This window comes from Streptomyces sp. NPDC025806, from assembly GCF_055558275.1.
Genome location: NZ_JBVHMU010000003.1, coordinates 151,398 through 177,485 on the forward strand (window position 1 = coordinate 151,398; position 26,088 = coordinate 177,485).

Here is a 26,088-nt window from a genome sequence, read left to right on the forward strand (position 1 = left end):
CGTTCCGACGGTCCATCAGATGATCTTTCATTTACCTGATGGATCGTCAGGAATTTGTTCACTCATTTGACGAACTGCCGGGTGCGGTCTGAGGATCTCTGGCTGTGCTGGCTTTGGGGCTGAGGGGGAAGCGCGGTTCGCAGGTGGCCTAATGGCGGTGAGGTAGGGCTCAAGATCTGCGCGGCTGGGGTGCGGCGGCGTGGGCAGCTTTGGCGTCGAGGTCGCCTTGGTGAGCTGCTGAAGGTGGGCGTCTGCGAACGCGAGCCAATCTTCGATCTCGGTCCTTTCCTGCCCGGGTGGCAGGGATGTGGCGTGGTCGCGTACTGCTGTGACGAATTCGGTCAGGCGCTTGGCTTCGTGCCACGCGTCTGCCTGTTTTTCGAGGTGTTCGACGCGATAGGTGTGGGCGTATGCGGCGTGTGCTTTGTGCAGGGCGTTTTCGCGGTTCTGCCGTGCCGATTCCTGGGCTTGTTCGTCTGCGTGCCAGCGTTGTTCCGCGGCTTCGCCGCGGAGGTCGACTTCCTGCGCGATTTCGGCGAGTTGGTCTTCCAGTGGGCGGCCGTTGAGGTCGGCCCATTCGCTGCCGCGGTGCGGGGTGCCGCCCCGGAGGATGAAACGCAGCCGGTCGGCCGGGGTGTAGTCGAAGCGGGGGATGCGCATCCACGTGTACTTTTCGGCGTCGGTGCGTTCCTTGTCGGTGGGGATGTGTTTGCTGTGGTCGTGTTCCTGTAGGACGAGGACGTCGACGGGTTCGGCTTGGGCGGTGATGGTGAAGTGGGGTGCTGCCTGCCGGCGGTGGCGGGGCGGGGGAGCGACTGGAGTGGGACCGAGTGTGGTCGTGTGGCCCTTCGATTCGGCGGCGGTAACAAGGGCTTGGATGAGGCGTAGAGCTCGGTTGTGCACGGATTTGGTCAACCCCATGCCCTGGGGGCGCTTTTGGAGGGCTGCGACCACTGCATGGGGTTTGGTGAGCCTGGCGGGCACGGTGATGGGGGTGAGTTCGGTGAGCCGCCAGGTAGGGATGTCGACGAGCTTGATTTCGTAGCCGCTATAGGTCTGTTTTCCCCGGAGTTCCTGTGAGTGCGGGATCTTGCCGGACTGGCGGGCGGCGCTGATCCGCGATGCCCAGTTCACTGCGTGCGGCCCGGATTCGATTGGCTTGACGAGGTGGTTGTTGTTGGCTGTCAGTTCTTCGAGGAGTTGGTCGGTGTGGCTGGTACGGGCTCTCGGTGCAGTTCGGATCTGTGGTGACGGCGGTGTTCTCCCGGGCGCATCGGGTGCTTCGCGGCTGAGCTCCTCGGGGCTGGTATCGATGGCGGCGAGATACGCCCGCCCCTGGTCGGTGAGTTGGGCGCTCCACTGACCGCGGCGTTTGGTGACTTTGATCAGTCCTCTGCTTTGCAGAGCCTGGGCGCTGACCTTGTAGGTGCTGTCCGCCCAGAATCCGCCGGGACACTCCAGGCCCACCCATTCGAGGACGGCCAGCTGCCGCTCGTTGAGGTCCCCGTGCATGCGGTCCTCCCGTGGCCCCGGGTGTGTTCCTGGGGAGGGACAGTGCCCGCCGCTTGCACAGTAAATCCCGAACGCCCTGAGGGAACATCCGTTCGGACGGGGCGTGCTGCACGGTCCGTCTCCGGTGAGCGTGGTGCTTCTCGGAAGCTCGCTGCACGAATTTCACTGGACCGTGGCTGTCGTGGGTCAACGGGCCAGCTGTTCGTAGTTGTCGATGTGTCAGTGACTCCCGGTATGAATCAGAGTGCATGTGGCTACGTGTCGAGGCCACAGCTCATTGAAAGGGGCAGGGCGTGACGGATCAGCCGGTGTTCTTGCTGGGGCAAGGGCTGCAGTCGCTGGAAGTCTCCGGGTTCGAGACAGAAGCAGAGTTCCAGGAGTTGCTGGCGCGGCATCCTCGAGTGCTGGACTTCGGCACGTTGGCGGACGGACGTCCGTTGCGTCTTGTGCTGGTGGCGAGAGAGATGGGAGTGGCCACGAGTGCGGACAGCGGTTCCGCGTACTGGCTGGACCACTTGTTCGTCGATGCCGAGGGGGTGCCGATGCTAGTGGAGGTCAAGCGAGCTACCGACACCCGGATCCGCCGCGAGGTGGTGGGGCAGATGCTCGACTACGCCGCTAACGGAGCCCGCTACTGGCCGGCGGCCCTGCTGCAACACTCTTTCGAAGAGACGTGCAAGGCTGACGGCCGTGATCTGGCTGAGGCATACGGGGAACTGCTGGATGAACGCTCGCCGGACGACTTCTGGGCGCTTGTGGAGGAGAGGCTGGCAGCCGGCCAGATGCGTCTGCTGTTCGTCGCCGACAGAATCCCGTTGGAGCTCCGCGCGATCGTGGAGTTCCTCAACCGTCAGATGCGGCACACCGACGTGTACGCAGTGGAACTGACCCAGTATCGCGGCGACGGCGAGCTGACGGTCCTGGTGCCCCGTGTCTACGGCGAAGTCGCTACAGCCGCGAAGTCGCCCTCGGGCCAGCAACGCAGTGCACCTCGCACGCGTGAGGAACTGCAAGCCGCCCTCGACAGGCGCTGCACGCCCGAGGTGCGTCGTGTCGCCAATGCCTTGTTGGACCATGCACAGGAGCGGGGGCGACTCGTAGGAGGCACCGCCAGGTATCCGAGTATGAATCTGCACTACCAGGCTTCAGGGCAATGGGTGCCGGTCGGGACCTTGTCGCTGTACGACGGAGCCGCAGCCGGAGAACTCGCCTTCAGCTTCGGCTCCATCACCAAGCGGCTGGGACGTGAAGCTGCGGCCGGATTCGCGGATGCGCTACCGCCCGTAGGCGAGTTGGGGAAGAAGCTGGCCGTGCAGCGGGAGTCGGGCTTCAACGGCTGGCCAGGCGTCTCTCTGTCAGCCCTTGCGGCCAACCCGGGAACCGTAGAGCACATCATCCAAGCGATTGAGCAGCTCCTGGACCAGTAGCCGACAAGACCACGATGCGCTGGTCGGGCTGTGTCTGCGCGGCGATGCGGTCCTTCTCCCGGCGTGATGCCACAAAGATCACTAAGGGGGCAAGTTGTGTCCTTGCGGCGGGGATTCTGCTGGCGACAGGGCATACCACGCCGTACGGACGCTGGCCGATGTACACCGGCAGGCCCATGGCGAACTCGGCTGCCGGGTCTTCATCGATGTAGGGTTCGGCGCCCGTCGCGCGGCGTACGAAGTCGTACACCGGCTTCTCCAGCGCTGCCTGCCGCCGCATCAACGCATCAATCGCTGCTTGGTGGTCATTGGTCCGGTCCGTACCGAAGCGTTGCCGATCGTGTTCTTGCGCGACGCGAAGTCGTTCAGCGCGGCGCTGCTGCTCGGCCTCGCGCCGTTGGCTCAACTGGCGCTGCGCTTCGGCCAGATGCGCGGCCTCGTCCTGGATGTAACGGGGCGCGGTCCACACAGTGTGCCATTCGCGAGCGGTCACGGGTGCTCGTCGGTGATGGGCGACGACCTGTCCGGTGAAGATCCACTTGAGGAATGTGGATGCGGGAGTCTGCGGGCCGCTCCGCCAGGAGCCTTTCGTGAACTTGGCCAGAGCGTCGGTGACGAGGAGTCCGTGCTCGTCGTCGAGGGACACGCAAGCGCTGGGGACGTGGCCGAGCCAGGGTGGATGTTTTCGGTCGGTGAACCAGATGACGGACACGCTGTCGCTGTTCATCAACTGCGTCCGGGTGATGATGTCTTGACGGGTGTTGGGGGAGAGCTGGGCTTCCAGAGCGATCTGCCAGTCCCCGGTGGGGTGGGTGGCCAGCACGTCGGCCCGCCAGGTCCCTGCGGGGCCGCGGACTTCGAGTTCCGCCTGGGCGCCGGCGGTGCGGGCAGCGGTAGCGAGCTCGAGTTTGAGTAAGTGATGGTGGACGGTCTCTTCAGCGAGCGCGCAGTGGGGTGCCCCTGGGGCGTGGGCAAAGAAGTGCAGGCCGTGGTGCGAGGTTTTCGCGTACATCGTGTGCCCGCACTCGACGCAGGACAGAGGGGCTGGTGGGCGGGCTCTCCAGATGGCGGCCCAGTCGTGCCCGCAACCTAGATCTGCCAGGTGGGCGAAGACGGTTCCCCGCTGAGCGTGCAGTGCCCTGAACGCCATCAGCCCTCCTGCTGCCCTCAATGACTCCCGTGCGTAAGGCGTCGATGCCACCGGTCTCGGTGGAAAGGACGCCCCTCGGCCGCGGACTGGCCCACCGCGGTGGTCCCGGGAGGATTCCCACCGCGGTTCGAGGTGGCCACGTCCTACGCCGTCATCTAGCGCGCACGCCGTCGACAGTCGGCGCAGGCATGCGCGGACCCTGGGCCGTATCGATGAATCGGTGTGCCGCAGCCGGCACAGGGACCGATCTGCCAGATGCGACAGCCGCAGCGCCGGGATGCTTCGGCGCGCTGCTCAGGGCTGACGTCGAGGCGCTGAGGTTGGCGGGGGATACGGAAGATCCGCTGAGGTACCTCGGGGAAGGTGTGCAAGCCGGATGCGTCAGAGTGATCCCGGCGCGGTCGCCGGTCGTCGAAGACCCGGGTGTCCTCACCGTAGCGGCAGGTGGAGTCGAGATCTTCCTCGGTGAACGTCAGAGTCGCCTGCATCGGCGGTTCCGCGTCCGGCAGTGCCTCGTCCTCGCCGATGATGTTGCGCCAGCGGTCCCGGTCGGCTGCCGGGGCCCACAGCCGGGTTGAGGCCCGGGGGGCGTGTTGGGCAGGGATCTTCATGGGCACGAAGTCGCCCTCGGCGCTCGCTGCGACGAGGGCATCGACCCCAGTGTGTGGCTTGGGCGGCAGGCAGAGCGCCGGCAAGCTCCAGGCGACGTGCAGTCCACCGCACGAACTGCCGTTGAGCGGGCAGGGTCTCTGGGCGGCCGGCGTGCAGGCCCAGTCCTGTAAATGTCGCACCCCGCCGCGTACGAGCATTGCGCGGTCGGAGGCGATGTCCCGCCAGGGCAGGTCATCCACGCGCACCCAGGGTGCACGGTCGATCAGCGCCGCCCGGTCATCGTTGGTCACCCATAAGGGCATGATCCCTCGGTCTGCAGCGGCAGTTGAACGCCGTCGCACGGTCGATGCGGTGATCGGCGAGTATTGGGCCTCCCATCCGATATGGCCTCCGCTGCCTGACACCAGGACATCGTTGCGTATCTTGCCGTCCGTGCTGCGGGCTTCGATCTGCGCGGAAAGGCCGTGACGGTGCGCGGCACGCGCGATCCGCTCCTTGAGCGCCTTGTGCTTGTCGCTCTCATCGGCTGTCGGTTTGGTGCGTACTGGCAGATGCGCGGCCACCAGGGTCGTGACCCCGTCGACAGTGCGCCGCCGGATTGTCATCCATGGAGAACGGTCTTCCTCCTCGGCCCGGCAGATGCCGGTGCCGTGATGCTGCAGACACCGCAGCAACTCGCGGTCGCGCTGTTCGATCGGCCGGGTGATCTCGTCGAGCAGCTCGGGGCGGTCCGGGTGTCCGAGGTCCGGATGCGTTAACTCGATCTTGATGTGATAGCCGGTGTGCCACACGCCGTTCGCCATAACTCAACAGGTTAGGAACGGCTGCTGACAATGCACCAGATCACGTAACGTCTACGGCCATCGTCCTGCTCGGATAGGTAGGACACCATCGCGACGCACTGGCGCTGGTTCGGTGTGCGCCATTTCGCGATCACCTGCGTGGTCGGCGAGGACCGGCCTGTGCTGCCCTGTCGGCTTGCCGGTGGGGCGGCAGAGGCGGTCTGCACTGGTGAAGTCGGCCCGCCCGTAGGCGGGTTGGGCCAGAATGCAGCCATGGTTGCGATCATCAGGTGCGAGAGCTTCGAGTACGAAGACGTCAGAGCTCTCGAGGAGATTTACCGGTCTCGTCGTCTTGAGTACGAGTGGACACTCATACGCCAGGAAGAGCTCTTCAAGGGACGGCACTTGGCCTTGATCGCAGCTCAGGACAGATATGGGCGCTACGAGGTCAAGTACGTAGGCAAGTGCGTTCGCGGCCGCAAGGTGGCAGACTCGGTGAAGCAGCTGCGCGTCACCTATGTCCGTCCTCTGCTATGGCGCGGGCGAGCCTGGTCTATGGCGACGGCCCGCACCGCCGCGCGTCCGGCGAGCCCAAGCACGACGACTGTTACGCCTCTTCCTGGCACTGGCCCCCGCTACACCCAGTGCGGACTGAACCCGGTTATCGACGCCAAGGGCCTGTCGCTGCTCAACATGCGCCTGGACAAAGGGGTGTTGGCGTCGTACCGGCAGTGACACTTCACCCCCGACTACTGGCGCAACTACACCGTCATCGGTGACGGGGCCGGCTCGAGGACTTCAGGGAGGGCCCGGGGGAGTCGTGAAGGTGTGGAACTCTCGGCCCTCCACCTACCGGGCCGAAGCGGACGCCGAGCACCCGGTGTCGGACGCTGAGGACGAGGCCGGACGCGGGGGCGCCGATCCGCTGGTGATCGACGAGTTCCTGCGGTTCGTGCGAGGCGGCGTGTCGGCCCAGTCGACCAGCTGATCAACTGTCCCGCCGGTCAAGGTCTCCGCGCTGACGGAAGTGCCCCTGAACGAGTTCGGCGCTCCCAAGGAACGACACAGCAGGCGCATCCCTGGTGGCTCTACGAGGTGTGGGGGCAATCACGAGGCTATTGGCCAGATCCGGCTCTCGCCAGCCCGCTCTCGCCTTCGCTGGGGGATGTTGACCTGGACGAAGGCCATAGCGTTCCCAACGGGCCCTTTCGGCCATGGAATTGGGTGTCCGAAAATTGTCGCTCTAGCCCTCATCCTCGTGCTCCGAGTATTGGAACTACCAGTTGGTTACTGTAATTTGATCATCTGTTAGTCGGCCAACGGTTGGGGAACCACGGCTGGCCGAGGGGGAGGGACCAGGGCATGGCTTGTCCACGTCCAGCAGGTTGGCTCATGGCCAGTCTCATCAGCTGGATTCCACCGTCTCTTGGGGCAGGCGCGTAAGCATGCAGCCCCAAGGGACGTTTGAGCGCGGCCAGAGAGTAAGGGTCCGGGCTGCTGGCGTACCGGAGTTCGCCACAGTCAGGTTCGCCCTGCCCGGAGAGCAGTTAGGGTCATGGGATCTCATCCTGGTCGACGACGAAGACCGTCGCCATGAAGTGAATCTGGCAGCCGGAGATACCAAAACCGTGCGGCCTCTCGTCAGCGACGGGCAGGCTGACTCCGCCCGGGTGCTGGCCGCGATGTGGACCCAGTGGATGAACGCCGCGGCGACCAACGCCGAGTCCAGCGCGATGGCAGCCACACCTCTGAAGCCGTACGCGCACCAGACCACTGCCGTCTACGGGGCAATGCTTCCGCAACCCCTGCTGCGCTTCCTCCTCTGTGACGAGCCAGGTACTGGCAAAACGATCATGGCTGGCTTGTACCTGCGTGAGATGCAGAGGCTCGGCTTGATCAAGCGGGCGATCATTGTGTGCCCGGCGAACCTCGCCACCAAGTGGGTGGACGACTTCCAGCGGTTACTGGGGGGCGGGCTGCGGCAGCTGACCTCGGCCACGGTGCGTGAGGATGCTCTGAACTCCAACGACCTGTGGGTGGTGTCGCTGGAGTTGGCAGCGGTGAATCCCGCGGTTCAGGATGCCATCCGGCCTGACAAGGCTGGCTGGGATCTGGTCGTCTTCGATGAAGCGCACCGACTGACTCCGACTGCCGCTGGCTTCCACCAGGTCGGGCGGCTACTGGCCAAGAACACCCTGCGTGCGCTGCTGATGACGGCAACGCCGCACCGGGGCAAAGAGTGGCTCTTCCGGCACTTGCTGCATCTGGTCGATCCAGAGATCTACCCGGATCCGGGCAACGACCCCAACATCGAGCTCAGTGCGCTGCGTCCGGGCCCCATCCACTTCCTGAGGCGGATGAAGGAGGACTTGGTCGACTACGACGGCACGACCCGATTGTTCAAGGGGCGCACCGCGCACAACCACAGTGTCCCGCTGTCGCAGACCGAGTACGGCTTCTACAGAGCCGCCCTGGACATGGTCGACCGGTTCTTCCCGCCGGTGGCGCAGCCGCTTGCTCGCATGGTCTACGGCAAGCGAGCAGCCTCCAGTCTCTACGCGCTGGCCGAGACGCTGCGCCGGCGGCACGAACACATGGGGGCGATGAGCGAGGCGGAGGCGGCGCTCATTGCCGACCGTGAGGATCATGGTGACGAGGCCGAGGTCGATGAGGCGAAGGTGATTCACACGGTTTCGGCCTCGACCAGGGCTGAGCGGGCCTCGATCAACAGCCTTGTGCAGCAGATCGAAGCGACGATCAGTGACTCTCGCTGGCAGCCGTCGAAGTGGAAGCGACTCACCGACGACTGCCTGGCTACTCACGGAATCCACCCTGGGAACGGTGAACAGGCCGTTGTCTTCACCGAGTACGCAGACTCGGCCGAGTGGATCGCCCGGCGGCTCCAGGCTCAGGGATACACAGCCCAGCTTTACTCCGGCCGTCAGGGAAAGACCGAACGCGACGAGGCGCGCAAGGCATTCATGCGCGGCGAATTCCAGATCATTGTCACCACTGACGCTGGCAATGAGGGTATCGACCTGCAGGCCGCGCACGTGCTCGTGAACTACGACATCCCGTGGTCTTTGGTCCGCCTCGAACAGCGGATGGGACGCATCCACCGCGTTGGTCAGCAACGCGATGTCTACCTCTACAACTTGGTCGCTACCGACACCCGGGAAGGCAAGACCCTGCTCCGCCTCCTGGACAACTTCGTTACGGCCGCGAATGAGCTGCACGGCCAGATGTTCGACAGTCTCTCGGTGGTCGCCGAAATCACCGGCGTCGACTACGACAAGTGGCTGTCAGACCTCTACGGCAACGACGAGCTGAAGAAGCAACAGGCCATCGACGCTGCCCAGGCGGTCCAAGCGCAGGAACTCAGCCGGGCAGCCCGAAAGGTACGGGACAACGAACGACGCCTGGCCAGCCAGGTGGACGCGGTGGCCGCACTGACCCTGCTTCAGCGTGACCTGTTCGCACGCATCAACCCGGCCATCGTCGAGGCATACCTCGACCGGCTCGCGGCGGCTGGCGTGCTGAAGTCCGCTCCGACCGCGGCCGGGCCCGGGTTTCGGCGGCTCTCCCTAAACGGCAAGGCTACTTTTCCGGCCACTCTGGGCGGACGGAACGAGGTTCACGTCGCTACCAGCGGGGACGTGGTGCGCGAAGCCTCGGAGAGCATCGACATCGGTGACACCGTCACTCTCGGCCCCGGTGAGCCCGGCTTCAGCGACCTGATCAACGCAGCCGATCACACCCTGGCCGAGGACCTGTACCAATCGGGCGCCGCATCCGACCCCACCAGCCTCACTGCGTACGACCTGTACGCGTATGAGGCGACGATGACCGAAAGCAATGGCAAGCGCGCCAGCGTATGGGCCACCTTGATCAAGGTGGACGACAGCGGCAATGCCCGTCCTGTGCGATGGGAGTCCCTGGCCAACCTTGTGCCCACCGACCAGTACGGCGGCTCACCGCATCCGGCCCGGGAGGGCCACGCGCTCACAGCCGCACACGAAGTGGCCGCTACAACCGTCGCGGAGCACCGCAAGGTGCGCGCCGACTGGTTCGCCCAAGCCCGCCGCGACCTGACCAACCTGCCGCTGAGCTTGACCGATCGCATCGATGACCGCGCTGCCCGTCTTGAGCTGCGGCACCGGCTTCAGACCCAGACCGCTGAGCGACTCGAACAGCTCGAGCGGCTCGCTGACGTACACCTGACCGAACCCAAGCAGGTGGGTCGAATCCGCGTCCTGGCCACCGCCGACATGAGTATCCAGGCCGAGATCGACGCCGAACTGGTCTCCATGCGGCGTGTGCAGCAGGTCCTCGAGAACGACGGCTGGACGGTGGTCGACGTCCACACCGAAGGCCGCGGCTATGACCTGGAGGCCCGCCGCCACAGCCAGGTACGCCATGTCGAGGTCAAGGGTGTACTCGGCAGCGCGGCCAGCGACGGCATCCGAATGACAGGCAACGAAGTCCTCATCGCGACCCAGCACCGCAAGGAGTACTGGCTCTACGTCATCGACCAGTGCGCCGACGGCAAGGGCCGATTCTTCGGCGCCTACCAGGATCCCGCCACCCTCTTCGCGAACGTCATGACCGGGAACGCGGTGTTCCGCGTCCCGGGCAGCAGCCTCAAGAACGCCCCCGGGAGCAACGCATGACCCGAATGATTGAACGCTGGTTCCCTTGCGCCGAGGTTTCGGCGAACAGTTCAGCAGGATGGGGAAGCGGTGCGACCGAGATCGGGCTGTTCCCGTGGTTCGCGAAGCGTCCAGTCGCACAGGCCAAGGCTGCGGTGGTCTGCTCGCTGCTGCCCTGGCCGGAGGATCAGACTGAGCAACGGCGCCTTCAGGAGCTGGTACACAGGGCCATGTCCGGGCGCTACGCCGTCTGGCAGATGCTCCATGACGAGATCCTCAAGGCGAACCCGGAGGGCGCATCAGTCCTGGACCCGTTCAGCGGGCGCGGAATGATTCCGCTCGAGGCGGGGCGACTCGGGCTTGAAGCCCACGGTGTCGACTACAGCCCGGTCGCGGTACTGGCCAGTACGCTCCTCACCGACTTCCCCCTCCGGGACTGGTCTCAGGAGCCGAGCCTGCCGTTCGCCGAGGAGAGCGACGCCCTTTACGATGACCGGCCCCGGCTGCTTGTTGACGTTCGCGCAACTCTCGATGAGGTGGGACGCCGGTGGACCTCAGCCATGGCGGACTACTACCCCAAGGTCAACGGCAAACAACCGTGGGGGTATCTGTGGGCCATCGCCATACCGTGCCAAGAGTGCGGCAACCGGTTCCCGCTGGTTGGCTCGTATGAGCTGCGAAGGCCGAGTCAGAAGCGCGGTCGCAAGGGCGCTCCGCCTGTCATCGATCCCGGCCAGTCGTTCTACATCGAAGCCGACCCGGCTGCCGGCACCTGCGCAGCGGTGGTGCACGAGGGCCCTCCAAGGCGCACTCCAACGCTGACGCGCGCTCGTACGGCTGAGGGGCGCACGCTGCCGGGAAAGTCGGCGATCTGCCCCTTCTGTAGTCATGTGCACCCACTCGATGTGCATCGACGCCTCACCGACGAGAAACGCGCCACAGACATGCTCCTGGTGGTGGCCGACCACTCGGACGACTTCAGCAAGGAGTACCGGGAGCCTACCCAGACGGAGCTCGCTGCTGTCGCCGCCACGTCAGCGGCACTGTGTGAGTTGTCTGACCCGAGCCCCTTCCTGAGTGCCATACCAGACGAACGGATCGCACCGGGCAACAACAACATCATTGGGCCGTCCATCTACGGGGCGCGCACATACGGCGACTTCATGTGCGATCGCCAGAGCCTGGCCTTCGCCACGCTTGCCCGGACGATTTCTGAGGTTTCCGAAGAACTCGTACACAAGGCAGGGGTGAGCCTTGACTACGCACGGGCGTTGAGCGGATACGCCAGCGCAGTCGTCGCACGGAAGCTGCGGACATCCACACGGGGCTCCGCGCTCTATTCAAACCTCAATAAGGTTCGCGACATCTACGTGAACCAGGGGTCGATCGTGTTTTCCCAGGACTTCTTCGAGGTGGGCATCGGCACTGGCCCGGGGTCATGGTCGTCTCTGTGCAGGAGCAGCATGTCGACGCTTACGAACCTGATGGCCGACATTCAGGGGGTGCCGGTGAGCGTGGCTCGCGGTACGGCCACCACAATGAACCTCCGGGACGCATCCATCGCTGCCGTGGTGACTGACCCGCCGTACGACGAGATGATCGCGTATGCCGACTCCTCCGATCTGATCTACGCATGGCTGAAGCGTGCCCTGCACAGCACCTGGCCCGAGCTCGTCGTCACGTCCGATGAACACGGCTGTCAGGAGAAGTCAGAAGAGATCATCGTCAAGCGGGTCCGGGGAGAGGCGCCCAACGAGCACCGGACTCGCGAGCACTACGACACGAAGATCACCGAGGCGTTCAGCGAGATGCGTCGCGTGGTTCGTGACAACGGACTGGTGACCATCGTGTTTGGATCCGGAGACCCCGAGGTCTGGCAGCGCCTCCTCACAGCCGTCGAGAAGGCGGGCCTGGTGATGACGGGGTCGTGGCCAGCGAATACCGAGGCTGGCAACCATCAGGGCAAGGCGAACATCGAGACCACTCTGACTATGTCGTGCCGCCCCATGGCGCCTGGACGATCCCCTGGGCGCAAGGGCGCGGTCGAGGCCGAGATCAAGGCAGAGATCAAGCGTCGTTACCCGGACTGGGAGCGGTGGGGCTTGGCCCCGGCGGACATGCTGATGGCCGCTGCCGGACCGGCCATGGAAGTCGTCGGTCGTTACAGCGAGGTCCTCGACGCCAAGGGCGACCCCGTCGATATCTATACGTTTCTTCCGCTGGCGCGAGCTGCAGTCCAAGAGGCCATGGCGGTCGAGATCAACCACCAGCCGCTGGAGACTTTTGACGCTCGAACACGGTTCGCTTTGTGGTGGATCACGCTCTACAACCGCCAGATCCGAGCGAAGTCCGAACTGCGCTGGCAGGCTCTGGCTTCCTCGCTCGACCTGGCAGCAATACGCGACCTGGTCCCTGATGCTGACAAGGGTGTGCAGTTCATCGCTGCCCGCGACTACAAGGTCAAGATCGGCGACGATTCGACCGTCATCGACATCGCCCTCGCACTCGCAGAAGCCTCGGAGGAGGGCCTGCAGGCCATGGGCCAGGTGCTGGCGGACGCAGAGCACGCAGCCGACGACACCTTCCTGTGGGCCGCAGTCCAGTTCCTCGCGGACCGGCTTCCCGATAACGACCCAGATTCCGTCCGCTTCACCCGCGTGCTGCGCAACCGGGCCGGCGTGGTCAGTGCTGCAGAGGCCGCCGCTGCGAACAACTACGAAAAGTCTCAGCTCGAACTGATCGACGATGTCCAGTTGCGGCTCACGTGATGGCTAACCCCCGCCCCCGTGATCCTCGTGTCCACCATCCCAGGAGAGAAGCCATGACGACCAGCGTGACGCCGTGGTGGAAGGCACTCAAGCTCCGCCAGGAGATCCGGAGCGCCTCCGGGCAGATCGATGACGTGCAGATGTCGCTGTTCCGAGCCGTTCACGCCACGGGAGCCGACCGACCGCCCTATGCCGACGCCGACTACTACGGCGACATCACCCACCCGACCGAACGGCTCATTGACCTGCTCACCGAGATCGCAGTCCGCATCGGTGGTGGCGACGACTACTTGAAAGCCCGAGCGGTCACCCGACTCGATCAGGGCATGGGCGGCGGTAAGTCTCACGCGTGCATCGGCGCCTATCATCTGGCCGCCAATCCAAGGGCGCTGCTGGGAACCGAGCTCGGCGAGAAGGTAACCGAGCGCGCGAGGGCCAGGATCGGCCGCCCGCTTGTTGGCGGCCTCGGGCGCCCGCACGTTGTCGTGCTGCCCTGCGACAACATGACCCCAGGGGCCGGGGTGCAGGAGTTCGACGGGCCCGCGGTCAACCTCTACGAGCGTTTCCTGTGGCGTCTTTTCTCTAAGGACTACACCCTCTTCGAACGCTACCGGCAGTTCTGGAGCGACAAGCACAAGATCGCTGAGGCCATCAGCGCGGTGAACCGACCCGTACTGATCATCATCGACGAGGTGCTCGACTACATCGGCAACGGACTGGATGGCGCAAACCGGACCGACCTGGCAGCCCAGGACATGGCGTTCCTACGGGCTCTGCTCGATGTCGTCAATGACGTCCCCCATGTCGCGATGCTGGTCGTGATGATCGCCTCCGACACCGACAAAACCGCGCTCTCGCCGGCCGCTCAGGCTCGCCGCGACGACCTGAATAGCCAGCTCGACCGCAACGGCCTGCCGACCACCGTGACCGGCGTGGGCGACTTCGCCGACATCCTCCGCCGAAGGCTGTTCGATGCTGAACCCGCCGGTGAGGTGCTCGCTGCGACTGCTGCGCTCTACGATGGAGTACTGACGGACAAGACCTGGAGCAAGCAGGTCTGGGACCCGATCGGACCTGCGTGGCGCCGCAACTGGCGTACGGAGATGACAGCTTGCTACCCGTTCCACCCCATGCTGATGAGCCTGGCGAAGGAGGAGTGGAGCAAGGTCACCGGATTCCAACGGGTCCGGTCCACGATCCGCATCTTCGCCGCCACGGTCTATGCCCTGCAGCGGCGCGGCAAGGCAGGCGAGTGGGTGCCGGCGCTCATAGGGCCCGGAGACCTGCCGCTGTCGGACAGCACCGTCCGAGAGGCGCTCCTGGGCAGCGGCCTAGTGGAGGACGACCGTACCATCGCGAACTATCGGAGCCTGGCTGAGATCGAGGTCATCAACCACGACGGCTCGTCAGGCGCAGCGCGCCGCCAGGACCTTGAACGGCAGGCCAGCACTTGGGGCAGGAACAATCCACGAGCGGCTGAACGAGCGGCCACCTTCATCTTCCTGGCGAGTGTTGTCGGCACCCTGCGCCCGGGGCGGGGCCGAGGCGCCAGTGCTCCTGAGGTCAAGGCGGCTACCAGCGTGCCGGAGGCCACGTACACCGTCACCGACGCCGACGGCGTCGTCGATGAGTTGGTCAATCCGAACCAAGGGATGAGCGCGCTCGACATCACTCCCGGTCAGGGCAACAACAAGCCGGCCCGATACTTCCTCTCCACCCGGCTCACCCACCGCATGTTGGTGAAGAACATCCGGCGCACCATCACCGAGGCCGAACGCGACCAGGTCATTGCCGACATCGCGAAGCGGCTGGCTAGCAGCGGCCCATTCCGCGATCTGCAGTTCGTCCCAGCTGATCCCCAGCGCAGCCCCGCTGACGTCCTTGCTACGGCTGGCTCGGACACCGCCTACACCACCCGGCTCATCGTCCTCGACCCGGCGCAGTACAGCCTGCGCAACGGCATGGAGAAGCCGACCCTCGAGGCACTTACCGTAGCCATGGGGCTCGGGCAAGGTGCGCAGCAGCTCCCCGTCCAGTGGGCCAGCAGTGCGGTATACGCCGTGGTGAACACCCAGCAGCGCGCTCTTGCGCGGAACTTGGCGGTGGAATACCTGGCGAGGCAGAAGGCCCTGCAGGCGCCCGAGATTCAGAACGACGACGAACTCAAGACGATCGGTGCCAAGGAGCTCACCGAGGCCAAGACCCAGCTGGAGAGGGCACTCAAGCGTGCGTACCAGCATGTCGCCTATCTGGCCCAGCCCGACCCGGACGGGGAGCGGTACCTCGACCAACTTACGTTCGACAAGGACAACATCACCGCCCTCGACGGCATGCTTGTCTGGAAGGGCCTCGCTGCTCGGGACAAGGTCTTCGACACTGGCCAGTTCAGCGCCAAGGCCCTCCTGCACAACCTTCGCGAACACGATTACGGCAAGACCCTCTCTGACATCCGAGCCGCCTTCTACAGCGCGCCGCGATTGCCGCTGCTGTACGGCGGCGACCGCGACCTTCAGCAGGCGATCTACGATGCTGTCAGCCAGGGCCTGCTGAGCATCGTTGACGGAGCGGGCACCGACGTGGAGGTCACAGCTCCCGGACAGGTCAACCTCGCGAGCACGGGTTTGCGCCTCGCCAAGCCCCAACCCAAGACCTGCGCTGGCTGTGACCAGCCGGTTCACGAGGGCCAATGCTCCTTGGGTGTCAACGACACCGTCGATATCGGCTCGACACTCAAGCCAGGCAGCCCCGGAGGCGACACTCCGAGCGTGCCCCGGCAGAGGGAGACCGATGGGCCGAGTCCGGACCAACCCCCGAAAAGGGAGCAGGTCAAAGACCGGCAGGTCGCCTTCTCGTTCACCAAGAACCTCCTGGCGAACAGCGACAGCGCTGACGGTTTCGCCGCACTCTTCCGGGCGTTCTACATGGCCTTAGATGAAAGGCAGATTAGCTATCTGCAGGGCACTCTCCAATTGGTCATTCAGGCCGATGAGGCCGAGCAGATCCAGCAGCGTCTAGAAGAACTCGGTATAAACGGGACGTTTAAGGAGATTTGATGAGGCAGTCGGCATGCTGGTGACCGCGGCTCTTCGGTTGTGTGGATAGGCAGTCATCCGTTGGTGCACTGTGCGGCGTCGGGTGAACGGGCGGCTGGGAACGGCAGATCGCGAATGGACACCGTCGATCTTCACCCCGGGGTCGCGGGCGCAAGACGTGGAGGCTAGAGGAGTGAAACCTCCGGGTGCCACAGAGGCGTCCTCCTGAGCCGCCAGGGGAAGCACTCGGGCTGTGCCGGGAGGCGTCGACCTCGACGCGAACTGCGCCGGTATCCGTAAGAACTGGCTGCGATCGAAGCACGCCCACGGCTGTGGGACTGACCTCTGTGGTCGTGGTCGCAAGGAAGGCTGACGATGCGTTGACCGTCGAGCATTACTGGGCGCGAGCGATCTGGGCCTTGAGGTGTGTTCCATCATGCGGGGTAAGGGTCTTCAATGCTCGGAGCCCTGGCAACGTGCGTCAGGCTGCGCCTGTAACGCCCACAGCGCACACAATGCACACGGCCGTTTTGCCCGTATTTTCTCGGGCAGGTCACTGACCTGCGGCTTCTTTCACGTGATTCCGTTCCGCATGTTTCGTGATGACGCATCATGTGGAGTGCGTGGCGATCCTTGAGTCCGCTGAAAAGGGCCGCTGACCTGCCGTTTCTCCGAGTGTGCGTTACGTGCGTTACGTGCGATATTTTGACGCATATTCGACGCACGTGACGCACGTTTGACGCACGGACGGCACGGTTTCTGATGGGGCGTCATGCGCGATTGGTGACCGCCGGGCGGAGCCCTCGATTGGGTGGCGGTGGGCAGCTTGCAGTGGCCGGGGCGCTGGCTGCCGAGCTGTTGACTGCCGCTGCCTATCCGCCTCTCGATAGTGACGTTCCGTGACACGAGGTTCGCGTGCTCGTGAGGGGGCGTCCGCTGGGTCAACCGCTCCCGATCCGGTGGCGGCGAGGTCCTCGGGCTTTTCGTCTACAGGCGGATCACGATGAGGGCGGTGTCGTCGGTGAGGTCGGCCGCAGGGATGAGGCGGGTCAGAAGTGTGTCGGCGAGCTGGTCCGGGTCCGCGGCGCTGTGTTCGGGGCGGGCGCCGAGCGGTGGGTCGCTGGCCTGGTCGAGGTAGGTGACGGTGTCATCGGGGAGCCGGAGCACGGGTGGGGTGGCCCGCGCTGCTGTAGATGAGGGTGCGGGCGTTCCAGCCGACGAGGACGCAGGCGGCGGTGGTGGATACGGCGCCGTCGACGGAGCGGGCGTACAGGCTGAGAACCTCCAGGGCCGGGGCGGGGTCGTCGGAGACTCGGGAGGCGGCGGACACGGTGCGCTGCCGAGCTGGCCCATGACGCCGGCCGCGACGGCCGTGCGGCAGCCCTCAGGCAGGTCGACGAGGGCGTACCAGTCGCTGCACACGTTCAGGCTCCCACCGCTGGCCGGTGGCACACCGCGGCCCGGTGGTGGCCGAGCGGCGGGGCGCGGGCAGCATCGCCTCCTGCAGGTGGAGGGCGACCTCTCCCTCCCGGGCGTGGGCTTGACGCAGGCGCTCGTTGACCTCTTGCAACTTCCGGGCGCGGGGTAGAGCTCGCTCGGCGCGCGGTCCGCCCGGTCGGCCGCCGCGGGCGCGGATGAGTTCGGCGACCGCTTCGACCCGGTGCAGCAGCAGAGCCACGGTGCCGTCAGGAGCGACCGGGCTCCAGTACGGCTCGTCCCACACCCCGGGCCGGTCGGGGTACCCCACGTCGTAGTCTGCACGGCCATGGTGTCGGGCTCGCCGGTGTCCGCGACTGGCGCAGTGAGGCATACAGGTTGCGCATACCGGTCGCGGCGGGTCGTTCGGATTGTGGGGGAAGACGTCGAACAGGTACCGGCCGATCAGCTGCTCAAGGGGCTGGCCCGACATCGACAAGAACGCCTCGTGGCATCCGCGTACGCCAGATCGCGGAGTGCAACCGCTCCCGGCAGCGCGTGGAACGATTTCTCGCTTGAAGGGGCCGGGCCGGTCTGAAGGCTGCTTGGTGCTGCTGGCATGGATGCCGCATGTGGATGTCGTCGTGACGCCGCCCGTGGAGCGGGAGCGAGTCGAATTCGGTGCGGAGGTGGTGGTCGGACAGGCGCCTTGCTCGGGTTGTCGATGTGCGTGAACGAGGGGAAGGTGGCTGGAGCGGGCTGTCGCGCCGCGGCTGCTCGGGCCTCCCTGCGCAAGAGCGGTGGCTGCGGTGGAAGGCGTCAAGGAAACGTCGCCGGTAGGGATCCGGCGGCATGCCTCCGATCGGGTGTCGTGCGTTGACAGGCGGGACTGCTTGTCTGATGCTTTAATCAGTTCTGCTGAGATGGTCAGTGGGTGTGGGTGGGCACCTTCGGATGCCGCCGTGGCATCCCTTACCTGGCCGAATGGGAAATTCTGCGCCGACTGACAGCGTGGGCGCTCGATCCCGAGGAGAAGTGCCATGGGTGAAAAGGATCTGCAGGACAGGTTCCAGAAGCTGCCTGAGGCCGTCCGGGAGAAGGTCGACTCGGCGCTGGCGGACGCGAAGATCGCGCTGAAGTTGCGTATCGCCGAGCTTCTGGCCGACAAGGAGGAGATGGCCGAGCACGCCGTCACCACTGCCGGCCGGATCGGCGCCAAGAGCGGCGAGGTGTCCGAGCTGACGACCATCCTGCCGCTGAAGCCGGACGGCGCGAAGCAGCTGCGGAAGTTCTTCAAGCTGGTCGGCGGGAACCTGGCGGGCGCAGGTCAGGTCGGCACGCTGCACAACATGCGGTTCGTGTTCCTGGAGAACGACACGAAGCTGCTGTTCGCGACTGCCTTCGACGGCGAGTGGGACCCCTACATCGACGACTTCGCCACCAAGATCCCCGACTTCATGGACTACCTGTTCAGCAACGTCGAGGGATGGCCCGGTATCACCTCGCCGGACGTGAAGGAGTTCATCGTCAAGCACCAGCTCCCGGCGGAGGCGTGGTACGTCGCGCACCCCGACCTCACTGTTGCGGAGGCCGGTCGGCTCAAGCGGCAGGAGGCCGCCGTGCAGCGGTTCCTGTCCGACCTCAACTGACGGCAGGCGCGACATGCCTTCTCCGCTGTTCCGGCGTCTGCGCCGCCCGCCCACGCTGGATCTCGACGACATCCAGGCGACCTTGCTGCGGGCCCGACCCGAGCCCTACTTCGGTACCCACGCGATCCTGGAGATCGCTGACGCTGCAGGGGGCAGGGAGCTGCTGCGTCGGCTGGCCCCGAGGGTGACCTCGGCGGCCCGCTGGGACGAGCCGCAGCCGTCCTGGCTGGCTCTCGCCCTCAGCTACCAGGGGCTGGTGGCGCTCGGCGTACCGCAGGAGTCACTGGCCTCCTTCCCCGCCAACTTCCGTGCCGGGATGGCCGCCCGCGCCGAGCGGCTGCGGGACACCGGCGTGAACACCCCGGACCGCTGGGAGTTCCCCTTCGGCACCCCGCGCGTGCACATCGCCGTCACGGTGTATGCCGCCAGCGAGGACGACTGGCGGACCGAAGTCGGCGCCTATGAAAAGGAACTGGGCGAGGTCCCTGGCGTCCGGCTGCTGTCGCACCAGGACTTCGCGGCCGACGGGTTCAACGTCTTCGGATACCGGGACGGCTTCAGCCAGCCGGTGATCGAGGGCAGCGGCGCCGAACCCCTGCCCGGCGACGGACGGCCCATCAAGGCCGGTGAGTTCGTCCTCGGGTACCCGAGCGAGACCGGTACGCCGCTGCCCGTACCGGCCCCGGACGTCCTCGGTCGCAACGGCACGTACGTCGTCTTCCGCAAGTACCACTCCCACGTCGCCGCCTTCAACAAGTGGCTGCACGACAACGCCTCCACCGAAGCCGAACGCGAACTGCTGGCCGCCAAGCTCGTCGGCCGCTGGCGCAGCGGCGCACCTCTCGCCCTGACCCCGGAGCGCGACACCCCCGCGATCGGTGAGGACCCGAACCGGATCAACGACTTCGACTACTCCGCCGACCCACGCGGACTGTGCACCCCGCTCGGCTCGCACATCCGCCGGATGAACCCGCGCGACACCAAGCTCACGGTTCTCACCGACGTCAACATCCGCCGCATCATCCGGCGCGGCACCTCCTACGGCACCCCTCTGCCCCTGGATCGCCTCAAGGACGACGGCACACCGCGCGGCCTGGACTTCATCGCCCTCGGCGCCCGCGCCATCGACAACGTCGAGTTCCTCCAGAGCGAATGGGTCGGCTCCGGCAACTTCATGGGCCTGGGTAAGGAGAAGGACCCGATGATCTCGCTCCAGGACAAGGGCGCCTACTTCACCGTGCCCGGGACCCCGCCCCGCCGGGTGCAGAACATCCAGTCCTTCAACACCCTCCTCGGCGGCGAGTACTTCTTCATGCCCAGCTTGTCCGCCATCCGCTGGCTCAGCAGCAACTGACCCCCCACCCCGCGCGAAGGCACTCCCCATGACCTCGTACGTCCGCTACAGCCCCGACCTCGAACAGCCCTTTCCGGACGAGGGCGAACTCGTCCGCCAGGTCGTCGCGGCCATGGGCAAAGCCAACCAGCAGGTCGCCGACAAACACCGGCACGGCCTGCGCGACGCCCACGCCAAGAGTCACGGCGTCCTCGCCGGCGAACTGCGCGTCCAGCCCAACCTGCCCGCCCACCTCGCTCAGGGCCTCTTCGCCGAACCGGCCACCTACCCGGTGATCGTCCGCTTCTCCTCCGCCCCCGGCGACCTGCGCTCCGACCAGGTGCCCGTGCAGCGCGGTATCGCGATCAAGGTGATCGACGCACCCGGACCCCGCGCCATCGACGACGGCTTCACCACCCAGGACTTCCTCCTGGTCAACCACCCCACGCTGCCCTTCGGCAACATCGCCGAGTACGCCAAGCTCCAGGACCTGCTGGAGAAGCAGCCCCGCCAGAGCGACCAGCAGCTCCAGCTCACCGGCGCGGCCGCCCGCGTGGCCGCCAAGGCCCTCACCCGCTCCGGACGACCGCTCCCGCCGACCGTCGAGACCCTGGCCGCCGCCAACGATCACATCCTCGGCGAGACCTTCCACTCCATGGCCGCGCTGCGCTACGGGGACCATGTCGCGAAGATCTCCGCCGCGCCCCGCTCGGCGAACGTGAGAGCCCTCACCGGCAGCCGCGTCCACAAGAAGGCCGGCGAGTCGGCGCTGCGCGACCTCGTCGTCGACTTCTTCGCGCACGACAGCGCCGAGTACGACATCCGCGCCCAGCTGTGCACGGACGTCGAACGGATGCCCGTGGAGGACGCCTCGGTCCTGTGGCCCGAGGAACTGTCCCCGCACGAGACCGTGGCGGTGCTGCACCTGCCCGCGCAGGACGCCTACAGCGACGCCCGCCGCCGTTACGCGGACGACGTCCTGTCCTTCAGCCCCTGGCACGCCCTGGAGGCCCACCGTCCCCTGGGTTCCATCATGCGGTCGCGCCGCGCCGCCTATCCCGCCTCCAGCGACTTCCGCCACCGTGTCAACGGCATCGAGCCCGAGGAGCCGTTCGACATCAAGGAGCTTCCCGCCTGATCAGGCAGGCCGGCTCTGGATACGGCCGCGGATCGTGCAGCGGCTCGCGTGCCAGAATGGTGGTGCCCGTTTCCGTCCGGACTCTTCGAGGTTCCTTCCGTGCCCCAGCCCGTCGGCCGCGTGCCGCAGCGACGCAACGCACGGTCCAACCGGGCACGCATCCTGGCCACCGCTCGCCAGGAGCTCGGGCGAAACCCCGACACCACCCTGGAGGAGCTGGCGCGCGCCTCCGGTGTCGTCAGGCGAACGCTCTTCGGGCACTTCCCCGGACGTGCCGCGCTCCTGGAAGCGCTGGCCGAGGAGGCCGCCGAGGCTCTTCAGGGCGCCGTGGCAGGCGCGGCGGAGGCGACGGAGCCGGCCGAGCGGGCGCTCGCGCGCTTCTCGTTGGCGATGTGGCCGGTGGGAGACCGGTACCGGATGCTCCTGGCGCTCGCCCAGCGGGATCTCGGCGTCGAAAGGGTCGCCGAGATCCTCGAACCCGCCCGTGTCAGGGCGACGGCCGTCGTGGAGCGGGGCCAGCGGGACGGAGTCTTCCACTCTCATCTGCCGCCCGCGGTGCTCAGCGCCGCTCTGGAGGCGATGGCGCTCGCCCTGCTGGAAGAGGTCAACACCGGGGCTCTGGAGGACGACGGCACCCGGGTGGCCGTCACCACGCTCATCGCGGCCGGCGTGCCGGAGGAGCGGGCGGGCGTTGTTGTAGAAGAGGTGGCGGCCTCGGTCGCCCCGGAGGCCGGCGGCGACGGCTGAGCCGCGGCCCGGCCGCAGGCGCGGAAGTGCGAGCGGACCCGGTGCCAAGGCGCTGCCTCCGGGCGACTTCCTGCCTGGTGCACCCCCTTCCGTCGCACCGGGAAGTCCCAGCCGGGGGCCACTCGGTTCTTCCCGGTCGGCACCCTGGACGCACGCAGCAAGAGGAGGGTGTCGGCTGTCCCTTCCGGCACCGTCCGGGGCCGTGCACCGCTCAGGTACGGCCCGTCCTTGGTGGAGGAGGCCGGAACGCTGTCCGGCCTCCGGTCGGCGGCCATGAGCCGCGGTCATGCCGTGGGGTTCAGGCGGCGCCTACGGTCTCGGTCTGCCTCGCCGTCCCGTCCGTCTGCTCCTGACGGTGCTTCGCGACGCGCTTGCGGCCGGGCAGGACGGCGATGACGATCAGCGTGCCGGCGGCCATGATGATGCCGCCGATGAGGCTGGTGTGGGCGATGGAGTGGGCGAAGGACTCGTGCACCGCGCCGAGCAGGGCCTGGGCCTGTTGGGCGCCGCCCTGGGGGTTCAGGGCGACCTGTTCGGCGACCGCGATGCCGCCGCCCACCGAGTCCTTGGCGGTGTCCATCGCGGCGGCCGGGAGGTGGCCGCCGACGAGCTCGGTCAGCTTGTCCTTGTAGGACGTGGCCAGCAGTGAGCCGAGGACGGCGATGCCCAGGGCGCAGCCGAGCTCCAGCGCGGTGTCGTTGGCGCCGCCGCCGACGCCGAGCTCCGATTCGGGGAAGGCGCCCATGATGGTGTCGGTGGCCGGGGACAGGCTCAGCCCGATGGCGAAGCCGAGCAGGAGCAGGGGCGCCAGGAAGTCGGTGTACGTCGAGCCCGACTCGATCTGGGTGAGCAGGAAGACGCCTGCCGTGCCGATGGCCATGCCGGTCCCGACCATCAGCTTCACGCCCAGCTTCGGGGCCAGCTTGCCGGTCACCGCGGCACCGACGAAGACGGCTCCGGCGAGCGGCAGCAGTCGTATGCCGGTCTCCAGCGCGTCGTAGCCGAGGACGAACTGCAGGAACTGGGTGGAGTAGTAGATCGAGCCGAAGGTGCCGAAGAAGAAGAACAGCACCGCGAGCATCGAGCCGCTGAAGGGGCGCTCCTTGAACTTCCGCACATTCAGCATGGGGTTGGGGTGGCGCAGCTCCCAGACGATGAAGGCTGCCAGACTCAGGCCGGCGACCACGGCCGCGGCGATCGGGCCGGTGCCCCAGCCGAAGTGCGGGCCTTCGATGGTGGCGTAGACGAGGCTGCCGACCGAGGCGATCGACAGCAGACCGCCGACATAGTCGATGCGGCCCATGCCCTTCGCTTTGGACGGCGGTACCAGTACCAGCGCTCCGACGACGCCGAGGACGGCAATGGGCACGTTCATGAGGAAGGTGGAGCCCCAGGCGTGGTCCTGCAGCAGCCAGCCGGCGGCCACCGGTCCGGCGGCGATGGCGAGGCCGGAGGTGGCGCTCCAGGCCGTGATGGCCTTGGCGCGCTCTGCCCTCGGGAAGACCGCGACCAGCAGGGAGAGGGTGGCCGGCATGACCACGGCGGCGCCGACGCCCATGATCGCGCGCGCGGTGATGACCAGGCCGGTCTCGTCGACCAGGCCGCCCATCACCGAACCGGCCGCGAAGATCAGCAGGCCCAGGATCAGCGCGCCCCGGCGGCTGTACTTGTCGCCGATCGCTCCCAGTACCAGCATCAGCGCCGCGTACGGGACGGTGTAGCCGTCGATGACCCACTGCAGGTCGCTGCTGGAGAGTCCCAGGTCCTGCGTCAGGTCCGGCGCGGCCACGACCAGCGACGTGTTGGCCATCACGACGATCAGCAGGCTGAGACAGAGCACGAGCAAGGCCCACCAGCGGCGTGGGTAGGGCTCGGTCATCTTCTCGGCGGGTGTGTTGGCAAAGAGCGGCATCGAGGGCTCCTCGGCGGGGGGAGAGAGAAAGCGGGAGGCTTCGGGGGAGAGGATCGGCGCGGGCGCGGCTGTCTGCTTGCGAGGCACCGTCGGGCAAGTTAATTGCCCATCCATGTGCAGGTTAGCTAATTGCTCGCTAGTGTGCAACTATTGAGTCGCCTTCCCCGCCGCTGACCAGAGCTCCCGACCTGACCTGCCCGAGGGTGTGGTGTGGCGCACGGTGTCCGGTCACCAACGGCCGACCCGGCCCGCTGAGCCGGGTGCTGGAGGGGCATCCGCTGGGCCTGCTGGAGTGCGTGAACGCCGGGACCTGGCCCGACGACGGCACCCGCACCGCGACCGCCGCGCTGATCGCGATGGGTGCGGACGGTGACCGAGCCGCGGCCTGCGTCCGAGGGCTCGGCCGGCCCGAGTGCATCGGCGCCCTCGTCTCAGAGACTCATCCCGAGAAGTTCCTGACCGCCTTCTGGAGAGCACTCCCATGTACCAGCCCCAGCCCGATGACGGACGCGCCGGCGAGCCCTACCGCGGCGATTCCTTGTCCACGGGCTTCTCTGCCCCGAGGGGGCGGCTCCTGATCGTCGTCGCCGCTTCTATGGCGGCGTTGCTGACTGGTGGCGTCGCGGTGGACCGGATCGCGGCGGCCCGTGCGGAGAGCCGTACGGCCGAGGCGTTCCAGCACGGCATGGGAACCGCGGATCGGCCGTCGGTACGCGTCAGCGGCTTCCCCGTGCTCACCCAGCTGGCGAAGGGCAGCCTCCGGCACATCGACCTGGCCGCCCATGACATACCCGCGAACGGCTCGACTCGGCCCCTGCCGGTGACGAAGCTGACCGTACGCCTTGACGGGCTGAAGACCTCCGGGAGTGCTGAGGAGGCTCACGCCGACCATGTCGAGGCGACCGCGTTCCTCTCGTACGGTGACGTGTCGGGCGCGCTCGGTGTGCGGATGTCACCAGGTGGCGAAACGGACCGGATCGGTGCGACGGCCGTTCTGCCGGTCGTCGGCGACGTCACCGTGAGCGCGGCCGTCTCGGCGGCAACGGGCAACCGCATCGCCTTCACGGATGTCCGCACCGTCCGGGGCGAGCTGCTTCCTCCGCTGAAAACGCTGCTGGACAGAGCCCTGGAAGATCCCATCCCGCTGGAGAGCGTCCCCGAGGGGCTGCACCTGCGATCCGTCACCACCACGCGGGACGGAATCGACGCCGCCTTCACCGGCCGCTCGGTCGCCTTCCGGCAGGGTTCGTCCGCCGCCGGGTAGGAGCGGTCGTCTCAGACGGGGCCGGGGAGGGGGCGCCGGGCGACCTCGTGGGCGTCGTCCGGTGGTACGCCCAGCATGCGCAGGGCCATCTCGGCCAGGTTCACCGCAGCCTCGTCACCGTCCACGTCGGGGCGCGCGAACCTCAGCTCCACCAGGGACAGCAGGGTGCCGCCCAGTGCGGACAGGGCCACAGTCGGGTCGGCCACGGTGAAGCGGCCGGAGGCCGTGCCGACCTCGATGTCACGCAGCGCCCGCCGGGCCAGGCCGTTGTCCGAGTGGATGTGACCGAGGCCGCGACGGCGCAGGACCTGCATCAGTTCAGGGTGGGAGTCGGCCATGCGTGCGCTGAGCCGGAAGCCCGCCGCGACGAGCTCCGCAGGGTCGTCGATCTCCGCCAGGCGCTGGTCGAAGTTCCGACCGTACTCCTCCAGGGCGTCCACCACCGCCGCCTCGAACAGCTCGGCCTTCGACTCGAAGTGGTTGTAGAAGGAGCCGAAGCCCACGTCGGCGCGCTCGGCGATCGCCTGGATGCTGATGCCGGTGTCCCCGCTGTCGGCGAGTATCTGCCGGGCGGCGCGAATGAGGGCGCTACGGGTCTCGGCGCGACGTCGCTCGAATCGGTTGCTGGGCGGGGCTGACGTAGGCATGCGCCAAGTCTAACCGCGCAGGCGATGACGACTGCAGTTCTGATGAATCC

Annotated in this window: 14 protein-coding genes and 2 pseudogenes; 10 read left to right on the plus strand and 6 right to left on the minus strand. The window is 66.7% G+C overall.

Annotated features, from left to right (window positions below):
* Positions 1-27: 27 nt before the first annotated feature.
* Positions 28-1,512: a hypothetical protein gene (locus tag ACZ4E1_RS07805; protein WP_467536898.1), complete on the minus strand. Its 1,485-nt coding sequence runs from the start codon at positions 1,510-1,512 to the stop codon at positions 28-30.
* A gap of 293 nt (positions 1,513-1,805) precedes the next feature.
* Here ACZ4E1_RS07805 and ACZ4E1_RS07810 point away from each other — a divergent pair, with 293 nt between their 5' ends.
* Positions 1,806-2,939 carry a hypothetical protein gene (locus ACZ4E1_RS07810; RefSeq protein ID WP_467536900.1) on the plus strand — a complete coding sequence of 378 codons (1,134 nt, stop codon included), beginning with the start codon at positions 1,806-1,808 and terminating at the stop codon, positions 2,937-2,939.
* On the opposite strand, the gene ACZ4E1_RS07815 is transcribed toward ACZ4E1_RS07810, so the two are convergent.
* Positions 2,905-3,951, minus strand: a complete 1,047-nt coding sequence (locus tag ACZ4E1_RS07815; RefSeq protein ID WP_467536901.1) for a competence protein CoiA family protein — start codon at positions 3,949-3,951, stop codon at positions 2,905-2,907. The two genes, ACZ4E1_RS07810 and ACZ4E1_RS07815, sit on opposite strands and share 35 nt — an antisense overlap.
* Positions 3,952-4,244: 293 nt before the next feature.
* Positions 4,245-5,504: a competence protein CoiA family protein gene (locus ACZ4E1_RS07820; RefSeq protein ID WP_467536903.1), complete on the minus strand. Its 1,260-nt coding sequence runs from the start codon at positions 5,502-5,504 to the stop codon at positions 4,245-4,247.
* A 527-nt stretch (positions 5,505-6,031) separates the two neighbouring features.
* Here ACZ4E1_RS07820 and ACZ4E1_RS07825 point away from each other — a divergent pair.
* From ACZ4E1_RS07825 to ACZ4E1_RS07840, 4 genes and pseudogenes are all read left to right on the plus strand, one after another.
* Positions 6,032-6,447 (plus strand): annotated as a pseudogene (locus tag ACZ4E1_RS07825) (gfo/Idh/MocA family oxidoreductase); the annotation flags it as partial.
* Positions 6,448-6,928: 481 nt separating this feature from the next.
* The gene (locus tag ACZ4E1_RS07830; RefSeq protein ID WP_467536905.1) at positions 6,929-10,153 is read left to right on the plus strand and encodes a helicase-related protein; all 3,225 of its coding nucleotides are present in this window, start codon (positions 6,929-6,931) and stop codon (positions 10,151-10,153) included.
* Positions 10,150-12,900, plus strand: a complete 2,751-nt coding sequence (locus tag ACZ4E1_RS07835) for a DUF1156 domain-containing protein (protein ID WP_467536907.1) — start codon at positions 10,150-10,152, stop codon at positions 12,898-12,900. Before ACZ4E1_RS07830 ends, ACZ4E1_RS07835 begins: the two co-directional genes overlap by 4 nt.
* A 53-nt stretch (positions 12,901-12,953) precedes the next feature.
* Positions 12,954-15,953, plus strand: a complete 3,000-nt coding sequence (locus ACZ4E1_RS07840; RefSeq protein WP_467536909.1) for a DUF499 domain-containing protein — start codon at positions 12,954-12,956, stop codon at positions 15,951-15,953.
* A gap of 966 nt (positions 15,954-16,919) precedes the next feature.
* Here the strand turns inward: ACZ4E1_RS07840 and ACZ4E1_RS07845 are convergent.
* A pseudogene (locus tag ACZ4E1_RS07845) lies at positions 16,920-17,969 on the minus strand (PP2C family protein-serine/threonine phosphatase).
* Between the two features lie 419 nt (positions 17,970-18,388).
* On the opposite strand from ACZ4E1_RS07845, the gene ACZ4E1_RS07850 reads away from it, so the two are divergent.
* From ACZ4E1_RS07850 to ACZ4E1_RS07865, 4 genes are all read left to right on the plus strand, one after another.
* A complete protein-coding gene (locus ACZ4E1_RS07850) occupies positions 18,389-18,997 on the plus strand; it encodes a hypothetical protein (RefSeq protein WP_362057653.1) in 609 nt (202 codons plus the stop codon).
* Positions 18,998-19,010: 13 nt separating this feature from the next.
* Complete coding sequence (locus tag ACZ4E1_RS07855) at positions 19,011-20,351, plus strand: Dyp-type peroxidase (protein WP_467536913.1); 1,341 nt, start codon at positions 19,011-19,013, stop codon at positions 20,349-20,351.
* Between the two features lie 28 nt (positions 20,352-20,379).
* Entirely contained in the window at positions 20,380-21,468 is a 1,089-nt protein-coding gene (locus ACZ4E1_RS07860; protein WP_467536914.1) for a catalase family protein, read from the plus strand.
* A 99-nt stretch (positions 21,469-21,567) separates the two neighbouring features.
* Complete coding sequence (locus ACZ4E1_RS07865; protein WP_116157425.1) at positions 21,568-22,215, plus strand: TetR/AcrR family transcriptional regulator; 648 nt, start codon at positions 21,568-21,570, stop codon at positions 22,213-22,215.
* Between the two features lie 298 nt (positions 22,216-22,513).
* Here ACZ4E1_RS07865 and ACZ4E1_RS07870 read toward each other — a convergent pair whose 3' ends face one another.
* Positions 22,514-24,127, minus strand: coding sequence for an MFS transporter (locus ACZ4E1_RS07870; RefSeq protein WP_467536916.1), 1,614 nt, complete (start codon positions 24,125-24,127; stop codon positions 22,514-22,516).
* 481 nt (positions 24,128-24,608) lie between these two features.
* Here ACZ4E1_RS07870 and ACZ4E1_RS07875 point away from each other — a divergent pair, with 481 nt between their 5' ends.
* Positions 24,609-25,391 (plus strand): LmeA family phospholipid-binding protein, encoded by a 783-nt coding sequence (locus tag ACZ4E1_RS07875; protein WP_467536917.1) that lies wholly within the window; start codon positions 24,609-24,611, stop codon positions 25,389-25,391.
* An 11-nt stretch (positions 25,392-25,402) separates the two neighbouring features.
* Here the strand turns inward: ACZ4E1_RS07875 and ACZ4E1_RS07880 are convergent, their stop codons facing one another.
* Positions 25,403-26,038: a TetR/AcrR family transcriptional regulator gene (locus ACZ4E1_RS07880; RefSeq protein ID WP_181924416.1), complete on the minus strand. Its 636-nt coding sequence runs from the start codon at positions 26,036-26,038 to the stop codon at positions 25,403-25,405.
* Between the last annotated feature and the right edge of the window lie 50 nt (positions 26,039-26,088).

What these genes read in the sequence shown, in the direction of transcription:
- ACZ4E1_RS07805 (WP_467536898.1), bottom strand. Translation starts at nt 1,512, where the DNA reads ATGCACGGGGACCTCAACGAGCGGCAGCTGGCCGTCCTCGAATGGGTG.
- ACZ4E1_RS07815 (WP_467536901.1), bottom strand. Translation starts at nt 3,951, where the DNA reads ATGTACGCGAAAACCTCGCACCACGGCCTGCACTTCTTTGCCCACGCC.
- ACZ4E1_RS07820 (WP_467536903.1), bottom strand. Translation starts at nt 5,504, where the DNA reads ATGGCGAACGGCGTGTGGCACACCGGCTATCACATCAAGATCGAGTTA.
- ACZ4E1_RS07830 (WP_467536905.1), top strand. Translation starts at nt 6,929, where the DNA reads ATGCAGCCCCAAGGGACGTTTGAGCGCGGCCAGAGAGTAAGGGTCCGG.
- ACZ4E1_RS07835 (WP_467536907.1), top strand. Translation starts at nt 10,150, where the DNA reads ATGACCCGAATGATTGAACGCTGGTTCCCTTGCGCCGAGGTTTCGGCG.
- ACZ4E1_RS07840 (WP_467536909.1), top strand. Translation starts at nt 12,954, where the DNA reads ATGACGACCAGCGTGACGCCGTGGTGGAAGGCACTCAAGCTCCGCCAG.
- ACZ4E1_RS07850 (WP_362057653.1), top strand. Translation starts at nt 18,389, where the DNA reads ATGGGTGAAAAGGATCTGCAGGACAGGTTCCAGAAGCTGCCTGAGGCC.
- ACZ4E1_RS07855 (WP_467536913.1), top strand. Translation starts at nt 19,011, where the DNA reads ATGCCTTCTCCGCTGTTCCGGCGTCTGCGCCGCCCGCCCACGCTGGAT.
- ACZ4E1_RS07860 (WP_467536914.1), top strand. Translation starts at nt 20,380, where the DNA reads ATGACCTCGTACGTCCGCTACAGCCCCGACCTCGAACAGCCCTTTCCG.
- ACZ4E1_RS07870 (WP_467536916.1), bottom strand. Translation starts at nt 24,127, where the DNA reads ATGCCGCTCTTTGCCAACACACCCGCCGAGAAGATGACCGAGCCCTAC.
- ACZ4E1_RS07875 (WP_467536917.1), top strand. Translation starts at nt 24,609, where the DNA reads ATGTACCAGCCCCAGCCCGATGACGGACGCGCCGGCGAGCCCTACCGC.
- ACZ4E1_RS07880 (WP_181924416.1), bottom strand. Translation starts at nt 26,038, where the DNA reads ATGCCTACGTCAGCCCCGCCCAGCAACCGATTCGAGCGACGTCGCGCC.